11 protein-coding genes, 1 tRNA gene and 1 pseudogene are annotated in these 12,327 nt (G+C 69.4%); 6 read left to right on the forward strand and 7 right to left on the reverse strand.

Annotated features, from left to right (window positions below; genetic code table 11):
• Window positions 1–23 precede the first annotated feature (23 nt).
• Genes ACWDTS_RS10425 through ACWDTS_RS10435 form a run of 3 tightly spaced genes read right to left on the reverse strand, consistent with a single transcriptional unit; the run spans window position 24 to window position 2,904 of the window.
• Window positions 24–647, reverse strand: a complete 624-nt coding sequence (locus ACWDTS_RS10425) for a LutC/YkgG family protein (protein WP_450118124.1) — start codon at window positions 645–647, stop codon at window positions 24–26.
• Window positions 644–2,155, reverse strand: coding sequence for a LutB/LldF family L-lactate oxidation iron-sulfur protein (locus ACWDTS_RS10430; protein WP_450118125.1), 1,512 nt, complete (start codon window positions 2,153–2,155; stop codon window positions 644–646). The genes ACWDTS_RS10425 and ACWDTS_RS10430 overlap by 4 nt, the downstream gene beginning before the upstream one ends.
• The gene (locus ACWDTS_RS10435) at window positions 2,152–2,904 is read right to left on the reverse strand and encodes a (Fe-S)-binding protein (protein ID WP_450118126.1); all 753 of its coding nucleotides are present in this window, start codon (window positions 2,902–2,904) and stop codon (window positions 2,152–2,154) included. Before ACWDTS_RS10435 ends, ACWDTS_RS10430 begins: the two co-directional genes overlap by 4 nt.
• Before the next feature lie 93 nt (window positions 2,905–2,997).
• Here ACWDTS_RS10435 and ACWDTS_RS10440 point away from each other — a divergent pair, with 93 nt between their 5' ends.
• From ACWDTS_RS10440 to ACWDTS_RS10450, 3 genes are all read left to right on the forward strand, one after another.
• On the forward strand, window positions 2,998–3,732 hold the full coding sequence (locus ACWDTS_RS10440; RefSeq protein WP_450118127.1) for a FadR/GntR family transcriptional regulator: 735 nt from the start codon (window positions 2,998–3,000) through the stop codon (window positions 3,730–3,732).
• Window positions 3,733–3,746: 14 nt separating this feature from the next.
• Window positions 3,747–3,823 (forward strand) — tRNA-Met (locus tag ACWDTS_RS10445).
• Window positions 3,824–3,917: 94 nt separating this feature from the next.
• Complete coding sequence (locus ACWDTS_RS10450; protein WP_450118128.1) at window positions 3,918–5,063, forward strand: AI-2E family transporter; 1,146 nt, start codon at window positions 3,918–3,920, stop codon at window positions 5,061–5,063.
• Between the two features lie 71 nt (window positions 5,064–5,134).
• Here the strand turns inward: ACWDTS_RS10450 and ACWDTS_RS10455 are convergent, their stop codons facing one another.
• From ACWDTS_RS10455 to ACWDTS_RS10465, 3 genes are all read right to left on the reverse strand, one after another.
• Window positions 5,135–6,670: an FAD-binding protein gene (locus tag ACWDTS_RS10455; protein ID WP_450118129.1), complete on the reverse strand. Its 1,536-nt coding sequence runs from the start codon at window positions 6,668–6,670 to the stop codon at window positions 5,135–5,137.
• Between the two features lie 168 nt (window positions 6,671–6,838).
• Window positions 6,839–7,486, reverse strand: coding sequence for a CoA transferase subunit B (locus ACWDTS_RS10460; RefSeq protein ID WP_450108804.1), 648 nt, complete (start codon window positions 7,484–7,486; stop codon window positions 6,839–6,841).
• On the reverse strand, window positions 7,483–8,229 hold the full coding sequence (locus tag ACWDTS_RS10465) for a CoA transferase subunit A (RefSeq protein ID WP_197251941.1): 747 nt from the start codon (window positions 8,227–8,229) through the stop codon (window positions 7,483–7,485). The genes ACWDTS_RS10460 and ACWDTS_RS10465 overlap by 4 nt, the downstream gene beginning before the upstream one ends.
• Window positions 8,230–8,303: 74 nt before the next feature.
• Between ACWDTS_RS10465 and pcaD the strand changes: the two are divergent.
• From pcaD to ACWDTS_RS10480, 3 genes and pseudogenes are all read left to right on the forward strand, one after another.
• A pseudogene (gene pcaD / locus ACWDTS_RS10470) lies at window positions 8,304–9,062 on the forward strand (3-oxoadipate enol-lactonase); the annotation flags it as partial.
• An 82-nt stretch (window positions 9,063–9,144) separates the two neighbouring features.
• Window positions 9,145–9,975, forward strand: a complete 831-nt coding sequence (locus ACWDTS_RS10475) for an IclR family transcriptional regulator (protein WP_450118130.1) — start codon at window positions 9,145–9,147, stop codon at window positions 9,973–9,975.
• A gap of 25 nt (window positions 9,976–10,000) precedes the next feature.
• Window positions 10,001–11,212 carry an acetyl-CoA C-acetyltransferase gene (locus ACWDTS_RS10480; RefSeq protein WP_450118131.1) on the forward strand — a complete coding sequence of 404 codons (1,212 nt, stop codon included), beginning with the start codon at window positions 10,001–10,003 and terminating at the stop codon, window positions 11,210–11,212.
• A 70-nt stretch (window positions 11,213–11,282) separates the two neighbouring features.
• On the opposite strand, the gene ACWDTS_RS10485 is transcribed toward ACWDTS_RS10480, so the two are convergent.
• Window positions 11,283–12,320, reverse strand: coding sequence for an NADP-dependent oxidoreductase (locus ACWDTS_RS10485; RefSeq protein ID WP_450118132.1), 1,038 nt, complete (start codon window positions 12,318–12,320; stop codon window positions 11,283–11,285).
• Window positions 12,321–12,327: the final 7 nt, after the last annotated feature.

Genomic DNA, 12,327 nt, shown 5'->3' on the forward strand with positions numbered 1-12,327 from the left:
CGCCTGTGAGTCGATCTTGCCGCTCAGCCGACGATCACGACCTCGAGGTTGCGCGGACCGTGCACCCCCTCGACGCGTTCGAGTTCGATGTCCGAGGTCGCGGAGGGACCGCTGATCAGGGTGGTGGGCCGCTCCGGCACGAGCCGGGCCAGAGCTTCGGGCACCCCGACCTCGACGGTGTGGAGCGGCACGACGCACACGTGCAGATCCGGCACGAGTGTCAGGGCCCGGCGACCCTGGTCGGCGCTGCCGTCGAGGAAGATGGTGCCCGTCTCGGCGCACGACACCGCCGACGCGGTGACGACCCCGTCGAGCGCTTCGAGCTCCGGCGCCGGCACGTCGGCCGAGTCCACGACGATCTCCCCGTCGAACGCGGCGAGCCACGAGTCGTCGAGACCGGCGGGCACACCCACCCGCGCGACCTTCCCGTCGGCGAGCACCCGCGCGAGGACCGTCGGTAGTTCGGCTGCGGTGCAGCGGTGCACGTGGGCCTTGTAATCGAGCAACCGGTCGGCGAACAGTTCGTAGCGTTCGTCGTCCGGCAGGGTTCGGCCGGTGCGGTAGGCGCGGGGGATCTCCGTGGGCGCGGACGGCGCGAGCGCCAGGGCGTCGCGGATGCGGCCGAGCACCGTCTCGCGGGCGCTCATCGTTCGCCCCCTTCCTTCCGCGCTGCGGCCATCGCCGCGCGACCTTCGTCGGAATCCCACCACTGCCGGAACGTCTGCTTCGGCGGTGCCGGGATGTCGCGGGCCGCGGTCCAGCCGCCGAGCGGGCCGGGCAGCGCCGAGATCGCGCCCTTCTTCCCCGCGACGATCCGGCCGCCGATACCGCCGGCCTTCTGCGCCGCGGTCCACCGCCGCGAGGACGACATCGCCAGCGACGCCGCCTTCATCGCCGCGGCTTCGACGGTGAGTCCCGCCTGTTCGACCTTCTGGTGCCGCAGTTCGACGAGCAGCGACGGGATGTCGATCTTGACGGGGCAGGCGTCGAAGCACGCGCCGCACAGGCTCGACGCGAACGGCAGCGTCGCGTTCGGGTCGCCGGGTTCGTTCATGCCCGCGAGTTGCGGGGTGAGCACCGCTCCGATCGGACCCGGATAGGTCGAGCCGTAGGCGTGGCCGCCGGTGCGTTCGTAGACCGGGCACACGTTGAGGCACGCGGAGCACCGGATGCAGTGCAGCGCTTCGCGTCCCACCGAATCGGCGAGCGCGGCGGTGCGGCCGTTGTCGAGCAGGATCAGGTGGAACGCCTGCGGTCCGTCACCCGGGGTGACACCCGTCCACATCGACGTGTACGGGTTCATCCGCTCCCCCGTCGACGACCGCGGCAGCAACTGGAGGAACACCTCGAGGTCGCGGTAGGTGGGGAGCAGCTTCTCGATGCCCATGACGGTGATGAGGGTCTGCGGCAGCGTCAGGCACATCCGGCCGTTGCCCTCGGATTCGACGACCGCGAGGGTGCCGGTCTCGGCGATCCCGAAGTTCGCGCCCGATACCGCGACCGGGACGGTCATGAACTTGTGGCGCAGGAACTTTCGGGCCGCCTCCGCGAGGTGCGCGGGGTTGTCGTCGAGATCCGGGTCGACGCCCGGCATTTCGCGCAGGAAGATCTCACGGATCTCGGAGCGGTTGCGGTGGATGGCCGGGACGAGGATGTGCGACGGCTTGTCGTGGCCGAGCTGGACGATGAGTTCGGCCAGGTCCGTCTCGTGCGCGACGATGCCCTGGGCTTCGAGATACTCGTTGAGGCCGATCTCCTGGGTGGCCATGGATTTGACCTTGACGACCTCGCCGGATCCGGTGTCGCGCACCAGTTGTGCGACGAGGGCGTTGGCCTCGTCGGCGTCGGCGGCCCAGTGCACGACGCCACCCCGTTCGGTGACGGCGGCTTCGAGCTGTTCGAGCAGTTCGGGCAGGCGCGCCAGCACGTCCTTCTTGACGGCGGCACCGGCGTCGCGCAGTGCCTCCCAGTCGGGGACCTCCCCGGTCACGCGGAGCCGCTTGGCGCGGATGGTGTGAGTGGCCTTGCCGATGTTGCGCCGCAGCTGACTGTCGGCGAGTTCGTGATGTGCTGCGTCCGGGAACTTTTCGACGCCGCGCAGGTTTCCCGAGCCGCGCGGCGGGACGGTGGGCGTGCCGAGCGCGGTGATGCTCATGCGGTCACCACCGGGGCGTCGGCGGAGGCGAGGATCTCGGCGAGGTGCACGGTGCGGCCGCCGGTTTTCAGGCGCGACATGCCGCCCCCGATGTGCATCAGGCACGACGAGTCGCCGGCCGTGCAGTATTCGGCGCCGGTGGCGGCGATGTTGCGGAGCTTGTCGGACAGCATGGCGGTGGACGTTTCGGCGTTCTTGATGGCGAACGTGCCGCCGAAGCCGCAGCACGAGTCCGCTTCGGGGAGTTCGACGAGGTCGATGTCGCGGACGTTGCGCAGCAACTGCAGCGGTTTGTCGCCGACCCGCAGCATGCGCAGGGAATGGCAGGTCGGGTGGTAGGTGACGCGATGCGGGTAGCGGGCGCCGACGTCGGTGACGCCGAGGACGTCGACGAGGAACTCGGACAGTTCGTACGTCTTGGCCTTGACCGTGTCGACCTTCCCGCGCAGCGCGGCGTCGCCGTAGCGGCCGGCGACGATCTCGTGCTGGTGACGGACGGATCCGGCGCACGATCCGGACGGGACGACGACCGCGTCGATGGAGGGGTCGCCGAAGGTGTCGGCGTAGTTGCGGACGAGGGGCAGTGCGTCGGGTTGGTATCCGGTGTTGACGTGCATCTGCCCGCAGCAGGTCTGGCCGGGCGGGAACACGACGTCGTGGCCGAGCCTCGCCAGGAGCAGGGCGGTGGCCTTGACCGCGCCGGGGAACAGGGTGTCGCCGAGGCAGGTGGCGAACAACGCGACTCGCATGGTGGATCTCCGCATCGAATCTGTGTGGTCTGACCACACTAACCCACGTTCGGGAGCCACGCACGAGAAAGAGGCGGCCTAGGCTCTGCTGACATGTCGTCGCCGTCCGCACCCCGCGCCTGGGAGCAGGTACTCGCCCGCCTCGAGGAGAAGCTGATCTCCGGTGAACTCGCGCCGGGGCAGCGGCTCCCGGGTGAGCGCATCCTCGCGGCCGAACTCGGCGTGGGCCGGTCGTCGGTGCGTGAGGCGCTGCGGGTGATGGAGGCGCTCGGCCTCCTCACCGCGCACACCGGGTCGGGTCCCAACGCCGGGGCGATGATCGTCTCCCGGCCGGTGGGCGGAATGTCGATGCTCATGCGCATGCAGGTCGCGGCCCAGAACTTTCCCGTCCGCGACGTCGTGCAGACCCGGCTGGTCCTCGAGACCGAGGTCGTGCAGACCCTCGCCGGGACACGCCCGGTCCCGGACCTGTCCCACGCCGAGGAGTTGCTCACCGCGATGGACTCTCCCGAGCTGTCCGCGCACGAGTTCCTCGTCCTCGACTCCCGGTTCCACATCGCCCTGGCCGACGCCGCCGGCAACCTGGTCATCGCGTCGATGATGGCCGCGCTGCGCGAATCGATCGAGAGCTACGTGCTCGCCGGAGCACCCCTCACCACCTGGCCGGAGACCTGCAGCCGCCTGCGCCACGAACATCACGGCCTCGTCGCGGCGGTGCGGGCCGGGGACGTGGAGGCGGCCCGGCAGCGCATCGGCGACCACATCCGCGGTTACTACGCCGAGAGCCTGTCGAACCCCCTGAACGGAGCACCCCCGCCGGTGGTGTAGTGTTGTTCGTGCAACGCGGGGTGGAGCAGCTCGGTAGCTCGCTGGGCTCATAACCCAGAGGTCGCAGGTTCAAATCCTGTCCCCGCTACCACCACCGGCCCGGACTCTCACGAGTCCGGGCCGGTTTTGTTTTTCCCGGAGTAGATTCCGCCTTGACCCGTCAGGCAGACAACCGGGAGGGTGCGATGAGCGAGGACCATCCGAGCGACCCGCCCCGGCAGCGCACCACACCCCGCTGGCTGCGGCCCGCCGTCTTCTACGTCCTGCTCGCCGTCGCCGCCTACCAACTCTCGGGCTGGCTGTTCTTCAACCTCCGCGACTTCCTCGGACTGCTGTTTCTGGCGTGGTTGCTCAGCATCACCCTCGAGCCGGTCGTCGACTGGCTGGAGCGGTTCGGGATGCGCCGCGGCGCCGCGACCGGTCTGGTGCTGTTCGGCCTGCTGGCGTTTCTGATCGGGTTCGTCGCGCTGTTCGGGACGCTGCTCGTCGAACAGCTCGGTCAGTTGCTCAAAGCGCTGCCCGATGCCATCACCACGGTCACCGAGTGGTCCAACCGCACGTTCGACACGAACTTCTCGACCGGCGACGAACTGATCAAGCTGACGCCGGAGACCATCAGGGATCTCGTGCAGCGGTTCACGCCCGGGGTGCTCGGCGTGGTGTCCTCGGTGGTGAGCGTGGTGTTCCAGGCCCTGACGATGCTGCTGTTCGTGTTCTACATGTCGGCGGAGGGTCCCGCCCTGCGGCGCACCATCTCGAGCTGGTTCCCCGCCCGGCAGCAGAAGATCATCGCGACGGTGTGGGAAACGTCCGTCGAGAAGGCCGGCGGATACGTCGTCTCCCGGCTGATCCTCGGAGCCATCAGTGCCATCGGTACCGGCATCTTCCTGATGATCATCGGTGTGCCCTACTGGCTGCCGCTTGCGCTGTGGACGGGCATCGTGTCGCAGTTCGTCCCGACCCTGGGCACGTATCTCGCGATCGCCCTGCCCGCGATCATCGCCGCCGCCAACCAGCCCATCGACGGGCTGTGGGTGGTGCTGTTCGGAACCGGCTATCAGCAGGTCGAGAACTACGTGCTGCACCCGCGCATCACGTCGAAGACCGTCTCGATCCACCCGGCGGTCGCGTTCGGTTCGGTGATCGTCGGAGCGTCGTTGTTCGGCGCGATGGGTGCGCTGGTGTCCGTCCCGGTCGTGGCGGTGCTGCAGGCCCTCGTCGAAACATACGGTCACCGTTACGAACTGGTCGTCGAGCCGGGTGACATCGACCAACCAGGCGACACCGACACCGACACCGACACCGACGAAGCCGAACCGCCGGATGAGTAGTGCGCCTGCGGCGCCCGTGTGCCTTTGTGGCGGCTCCCACCGCCACAAAGGCACACGGGCGGCGAAGCCGCCTAGCGCTTCGCCATGTCCCGTACCGCCACGTGCGCGAACAGCATGCTCGCGCCGATGGGGTTGCCGCCGCCCGGGTACACCGTGCCGCTGACCGCGGCCATCGTGTTGCCCGCCGCGTACAGGCCGGGAATCGGTTCACCCGCGGGGGTCAGGACCCGCGCCGACGTATCGGTGCGCAACCCGCCCTTGGTGCCCAGATCGGAGATCCCGAACGCCGCCGCGTGGAACGGGCCCTTCTCGATCGGGACCATCGGGGACTGCCCGCCGGAAAACGCGCGGTCGTACGGTTCGTCGCCGCGGCCGAAGTCCTCGTCGACGCCCTCGGCGGCCATCTCGTTGTAGCGGGCGACGGTCGCGACCAGTGCGTCGGCGGGGACCCCGATCTGTTCGGCGAGTTCCTCGAGGGTCTCCCCCGTCTTCCACAGGCCGGCCGCGATGTACTTCTCGGGTTCGACCATCGGCACGTTCGTCGCCTGGACGGGCGGAACACCGCCGTCCTTGTCGTCGTAGATCATCCAGAACGGCAGGGTCAGCGAACCGGCGTCCATCTGCGCGATGACATCGCGGCCGAGTCGGTCGTAGGGCGCCGACTCGTTGACGAAACGCTTGCCGCCCTGGTTGACGAAGATGCCGCCCGTGAACCACAGCGCGAACGCGGAGCGCCCGTCCGGGTGGGTCATACCGGGCGACCACCAGGCCTCGCCCATGAGATCGACGTCGGCGCCGGCGGCGATGCCCGCCTGGTGTGCCTTACCGAGATTCGACCACGGCCCCATCGAATCCCGCGCCTCGCCGGGCACGCCGTACTCGGCGCGCATGGCGTCGTTCTGCTCGAACCCACCGGCCGCGAGCACGACACCGCGGCGGGCACGGATCGCGCGACGCTCGCCGTCGTGTTCGACGATGCCTCCGACGACCACGCCGTCCTCGACGACGAGATCGACCAGCGGCGTGTTCAGATGGGTGCTGACGTCGGGGAACTTCTTCAGCGCCACCAGGAATCGTCCGACCAGTGCGCGACCGCCGATGAGGTGACCGGGCAGGGGTTCGCCGTTGCGTTCGCGGCCGAGGGGACCGCGGATGGACTCGTTGAGATCCTCGATCCCCTTCGCGGACAACGGCGACGGAATGATGTGCCGGCCCGTCGCGCTGGCCTTGGGCGCCTTGCCGAAGTAGTCGGGCCACGGCAGGACCTGGAATTCCAGGTCCGCGTCGATTTCGAGATAGTCGATGAGCGAGGCACCTCCGGTGACGAACGCATCCTGCAGTTCGCGGGGCGTGCGGTCGCCGACCACCGCGTGGAAGTAGGTGAGGGCGTCCTCGATCGTGTCCTCGTCGCCGGCGCGGCGCAGCACCGCGTTCGTCGGGAACCACATGCCGCCGCCACCGGAGTAGGAGGTGGTGCCGCCGAACTGCTCCGATGCTTCGACGAGGATCACCGACAGGCCCTCACGGGCGGCGGTGTACGCGCCGCAGCACCCACCTGCTCCCGACCCGACGACGAGCACGTCGCATTCTTCCGCCCAATCCACCACGCTGCCTCCCGAAGACCGTTCCCTGAACGGTTGATCACGGTAGGCGCAGCCGACGGCTCGCGGGACGGAATGTCCTACTGGGCGGGAAGTTACCCGGGCGGGTGCCCGCCGCGGAAAACACGTCGTCCGCCGACCCCCCTGCAGGCCGGCGGACGACGTGGTCGAGCGTCAGACGATCAGCGTCGCGGCGGTCGCGGCGACGACCTCGTCGACACTCACACCGGGGGCCGTCTCGACGAGCTTCAACCCCTCGTCGGTGACGTCGATGACGGCCATGTCGGTGATGATCCGCTGGACGCAGCGCTTGCCGGTGAGCGGCAGCGTGCATTCCTCGAAGATCTTCGGCTCACCCTTCTTCGTGACGTGTTCCATCATCACGATCACGCGCCGCGCGCCGTGCACGAGGTCCATCGCGCCGCCCATGCCCTTGACCATGGCACCGGGGATCATCCAGTTCGCGATGTCACCCTTTGCGCTGACCTGCATCGCACCGAGGACGGCCACGTCGATCTGGCCACCGCGGATCATCCCGAAGGACTGCGACGAGTCGAAGAACGATGCGCCGGGCACGACGGTGATGAGTTCCTTGCCGGCGTTGATGAGTTCGGGGTCGATCTCGTCCTCGTACGGGTACGGGCCGACACCGAGCACACCGTTCTCCGAGTGCAGAACGACCTCGATGCCCGGGTCCAGGTAGTTCGGGACCAGCGTGGGCATACCGATGCCGAGGTTGACGTACTGCCCGTCGGACAGTTCCTGTGCGACGCGCGCGGCCATTTCCTCGCGGGTCAGTTTCCGGGTGGCTGCCTGGGTCATGAACGGACCGTCCTGTTCTCGATGCCGACGGTGACCGGGCCGACCGGCACGACGCGCTGCACGTGGATGCCGGGGGTGTGGATCTCGTTGGGATCCAGCTCGCCGGGTTCGACGAGGTATTCGACCTGGGCGATGGTGATGCGGCCCGAGGTCGCGGCCGGAGGGTTGAAGTTGCGGGCGCTCTGCCGGTAGACGAGGTTGCCGTGGCGGTCGCCCTTCCACGCGTGGACGAGGGCGAAGTCGGCGACGATGCCGCGTTCCATCACGTAGGTGACGCCGTCGAACTCGCGGGTCTCCTTCGGCGGGGACGCGACCGCGATGCCGCCGTTGCCGTCGTAACGCAGCGGCAGTCCGCCCTCTTCGACCTGCGTGCCGACACCGGCAGGGGTGAAGAACGCCGGGATGCCCGCGCCGCCGGCGCGCATGCGCTCGGCGAGGGTGCCCTGCGGGGTCAGTTCGACCTCGAGTTCACCGGCGAGGTACTGGCGCGCGAATTCCTTGTTGGAACCGACGTAGGAGGAGATGGTGCGGCGGATGCGGCCCTTCTCCAGGAGCACCCCGAGACCGAAACCGTCGGTTCCGCAGTTGTTGCTGACCGTCTCGAGGTTGGTGGCGCCCTGCTCGAGGAGGGCATCGATGAGGATTTCGGGGACGCCGACCAGGCCGAATCCGCCGACAGCGATCGTGGCGCCGTCCGGGATGTCGGCTACGGCCTCGGCGGCGGTGGCAACGACTTTGTCCATGACCCAAGAGTAGCGCGTTCCGTACGCAATGTGAACCCTCGTACGTATCGCGAACAAGGGCTATGCTGGGGGACATGACCGTCACGCTCAATCACGAACGGCACGGCGACCCTGCCGCCGCACCCGTGGTGCTCCTCGGCTCGCTCGGATCCGACCTGTCGATGTGGGCACCCCAGATCGAGGCCCTGTCGGCCGTCGCGCACGTCGTTGCCGTCGACCATCGCGGACACGGGAAATCCCCTGCGCCCCAAGGCCCCTACACCCTCGACGACCTCGGCGGCGACATCCTGGCGCTGCTCGACGACCTCGGCCTGGACTCCGTGCACTTCGTCGGGCTGTCCCTGGGCGGGGCCGTCGGACAGTGGCTCGCCGCGCACCACCCGGAGCGCGTGCGCACCCTCACCCTGCTGTGCACCTCGGCCGCGTTCGCCCCGCCCGGACCGTGGCACGAGCGGGCCGCGACCGTGCGCACCGCGGGTCTGGCCTCCATCGCCGAATCGATCGTCGACCGCTGGTTCACCCCCGGCCTGCGCGACCGCGACCCGGTACTCGTCGCCCGGCACGTCGACATGGTGAAGTCGACGACCGACGAGGGCTACGCCGCGTGCTGCGAAGCACTCGCGGGCTGGGACGGCCGCGACGACCTCGCGCGCATCACCGCACCCACCCTGGTCGTCGCCGGCGAGCAGGACCCCGCGACACCGCCCGCCACCATGCGGGCACTCGCCGACGGCATCGCGGACGCCACCTTCCACGTCGTCGACCCGGGCGCGCACCTCGCGAATGTCGAACAGGCCGAACGGATCACGGAACTGGTGCTCGCGCACATCGCCCGCACCCCGGACGGTCGCTGAACACACCCGCGGACACGTGGAAGTATTCGGGCACACCGACACCGAGGGGGATTTCCGGACCATGAGCGAAATCGACGCCGCCACCGCGCCGCAGCAGAACCCGTCACCCGACGACACTCCCGCGGCCTCACCCGACTTCGTGCAGTCGCTGGCCCGCGGGCTGGCCGTCGTCAAGGCGTTCGACGCGACGCACCCGCGGCGCACCCTCAGCGACGTCGCCAAGGCCACCGGCCTGACCCGCGCGACCGCCCGCCGGTTCCTGCTGACCCTCGTCGAGCTCGGCTACGTCCGGACGGACGGGTCGCTGTTCTGGCTGACCCCGCGGGTGCTCGAGCTCGGCTACAGCTACCTGTCCAGCCTGACGCTGCCCGACGTCGCGCGGCCGCACCTCGAAGCGCTCGCCGCTTCGGTGCACGAATCGACGTCGGTGTCGGTGCTCGACGGCGACGACATCGTGTACGTCGCGCGGGTGCCGGTCAGCCGGATCATGACCGTGTCCATCACGCTCGGCACCCGCTTTCCGGCGCACGCGACGTCGATGGGTCGCGTGTTGCTCGCGGGCCTGTCCCCCGAGGACCTCGACGCCTATCTCGACCGCGCCGACCTGCGGCCGCTGACCGGACGAACCGTGGTGACCCCGGACCAGCTGCGCGCCGAGCTCGACACCATCCGCCGCGACGGCTTCTGCATCGTCGACCAGGAACTCGAGGAAGGGCTGCGGTCGCTGGCCGCACCGATCCGGGACGCCTCGGGCACGGTGGTCGCCGCCGTGAACATCTCCACTCACGCCGCCCGCTACACGCTCGACACGGTTCGCGGCGAACTGGTCCCCGCGGTCGTCGCGACCGCCGCTGCGATCTCCACGGACCTCGCACGTACCCAAACCCATTAGAAATCAACGAAAACCGAGGAAGAACATGCTCGACGCAGTGATCTGCGAACCACTCCGCACCCCGGTCGGCCGCTTCGGCGGCGCACTGAAGGACATCGCCCCGGAGGACCTCGCAGCCACCGTCATCCGCGAAATCATCACGCGCACCGGAATTTCCGGCTCGGACGTCGACGACGTGATCCTCGGTCAGGCATCCCCGGGTGGCGAGGCCCCCGCGATCGGCCGCGTCGCGGCACTCAACGCGGGCCTCGGAGTGGACGTTCCGGGCCTCCAGGTCGACCGTCGTTGCGGCTCGGGCCTCCAGGCGATCATCCAGGCCGCCATGCAGGTTCAGACCGGCAGCAGCGACCTCGTGCTCGCCGGCGGCGCCGAATCGATGAGCCAGGCCGAGTTCTACGCCACCGGAATGCGCTGGGGCGTCAAGGGTGAAGCGGTCGCGCTGAACGACCGCCTCGCCCGGGCCCGCGTCACCGCAGGCGGCCGCGACTTCCCCGTCCCCGGCGGCATGATCGAGACCGCCGAGAACCTGCGCGCCGAGTTCTCCATCTCCCGTGAGGATCAGGACGCGCTCGCGGTGCAGTCCCACCAGCGCGCGGTCGCGGCTCAGCGCAGCGGCGTGTTCGCGCAGGAGATCGTCCCGGTCGCGGTGCCGCAGCGCAAGGGCGACCCGGTGCTGTTCGACACGGATGAGCACCCGCGCGCCGACACCAGCATGGAATCGCTCGCGAAACTCCGCCCCATCCGCGGCAAGATCGACCCCGACTCCACCGTCACCGCCGGCAACGCCAGCGGTCAGAACGACGGCGCCGCCCTCGCCATCGTCACCACCCCGGAGAAGGCCGCGCAGCTCGGTCTGCGCCCGCTGGCCCGCCTCGCCGGCTGGGCGGTCGCGGGCGTGCCGCCGCGCACCATGGGCATCGGCCCGGTCCCGGCGACCGAACAGGTCCTGAAGCGCCTCGGCCTGACCCTGTCCGACCTCGACGTCATCGAACTCAACGAGGCGTTCGCCGCCCAGACGCTCGCCGTCACCCGCACCTGGGGTCTCGAACCGGACGATCCGCGGCTGAATCCCAACGGCTCGGGCATCTCGCTGGGGCACCCGGTCGGGGCGACCGGTGGCCGCATCCTCGCCACCCTGCTGCGCGAACTCGACCGTCGCGAGGGTCGCTACGGTCTCGAAACCATGTGCATCGGCGGCGGCCAGGGTCTCGCCGCGGTGTTCGAGCGCCTCGCCTGAACCCAGCACATCGTCCGAACAGTGACGGGAACCGGCCCTGACCGGGTGAGAGTTCCCGTCACCGGGCCGGTCAGGACTCCGGAGCGACCTTCACGACGAGCTTGCCGAAGTTCTTCCCCTCGAGCAGCCCGATGAACGCCTCCGGCGCGGCGCCGAGACCGTCGACGATGTCCTCCCGGTACCGCAACCTGCCGCTGCGGACCCATTCGGAGGCGTCGCGCAGGAAGTCGTCGTGCATCTCGCGGACGAACTCGGACTGGATGAACCCGCGGACGGTCAGGCTCTTGACGAGCACCGTCGAGAAGAACGCCGGCAGCCGGTCCGGTCCCTCGGTCGGGAGGGTGTTGTACTGCGCCACCAGACCGCACACCGGCATCCGCGCATACAGGTTCAGCAGCGGGATCACCGCCGCCTGGACCGGTCCGCCGACGTTCTCGAAATAGACGTCGATGCCGTTCGGCACCGCCTCCCGCAGCCGCTCCGCGAAATCGGGGGCGCGGTGGTCGACGGCCGCGTCGAACCCGAGGTCGTCGAGCAGATGCCGGCACTTCTCGGGGCCGCCGGCGATCCCGACCGCGCGGGCGCCCTTGATCTTCGCGATCTGCCCGACCGCGGACCCGACGGGACCGCTCGCCGCCGCGACCACGACGGTCTCGCCCTCCTTCGGTTGCCCGATCTTCAACAGGCCCGAATAGGCGGTGAAACCCGGCATACCGAGCACACCGAGCGCCGTCGACAGCGGCGCCGCCTCGGGATCGAGCTTGCGCACGGCCCGCCCGTCGACGACGGCGTGCGTCTGCCAGCCCGTTCCCGCCAGCACGTAATCACCCTCGGCGAAGTCCGGGTGACGCGACGTGACGACCTGCGCGACCGTCGCCCCGACCATCACGTCACCGAGTTCCACGGGCGGCGCGTAGGATTTCGCGTCGCTCATCCGGCCCCGCATGTAGGGGTCCAGCGACAGGTACACCACCCGCACCAGGATCTGACCGTCCCCGGGGTCGGGAACGTCGACGGTCTCGGTGCGGAAGTTCTCCGGGGTGGGTGCGCCGACCGGGCGGGAGGCAAGGACGATCCGGGTGCTCTGGACGTTCGTGGAGTCGCTCATGCCCCTC

This window comes from Rhodococcus sp. NPDC003383 (genome assembly GCF_053589115.1).

Bases quoted from the DNA above. Each gene is read 5' to 3' on its own strand.
- ACWDTS_RS10425 (WP_450118124.1), bottom strand. From the start codon at position 647: ATGAGCGCCCGCGAGACGGTGCTCGGCCGCATCCGCGACGCCCTGGCG.
- ACWDTS_RS10430 (WP_450118125.1), bottom strand. From the start codon at position 2,155: ATGAGCATCACCGCGCTCGGCACGCCCACCGTCCCGCCGCGCGGCTCG.
- ACWDTS_RS10435 (WP_450118126.1), bottom strand. From the start codon at position 2,904: ATGCGAGTCGCGTTGTTCGCCACCTGCCTCGGCGACACCCTGTTCCCC.
- ACWDTS_RS10440 (WP_450118127.1), top strand. From the start codon at position 2,998: ATGTCGTCGCCGTCCGCACCCCGCGCCTGGGAGCAGGTACTCGCCCGC.
- ACWDTS_RS10450 (WP_450118128.1), top strand. From the start codon at position 3,918: ATGAGCGAGGACCATCCGAGCGACCCGCCCCGGCAGCGCACCACACCC.
- ACWDTS_RS10460 (WP_450108804.1), bottom strand. From the start codon at position 7,486: ATGACCCAGGCAGCCACCCGGAAACTGACCCGCGAGGAAATGGCCGCG.
- ACWDTS_RS10465 (WP_197251941.1), bottom strand. From the start codon at position 8,229: ATGGACAAAGTCGTTGCCACCGCCGCCGAGGCCGTAGCCGACATCCCG.
- ACWDTS_RS10475 (WP_450118130.1), top strand. From the start codon at position 9,145: ATGAGCGAAATCGACGCCGCCACCGCGCCGCAGCAGAACCCGTCACCC.
- ACWDTS_RS10480 (WP_450118131.1), top strand. From the start codon at position 10,001: ATGCTCGACGCAGTGATCTGCGAACCACTCCGCACCCCGGTCGGCCGC.
- ACWDTS_RS10485 (WP_450118132.1), bottom strand. From the start codon at position 12,320: ATGAGCGACTCCACGAACGTCCAGAGCACCCGGATCGTCCTTGCCTCC.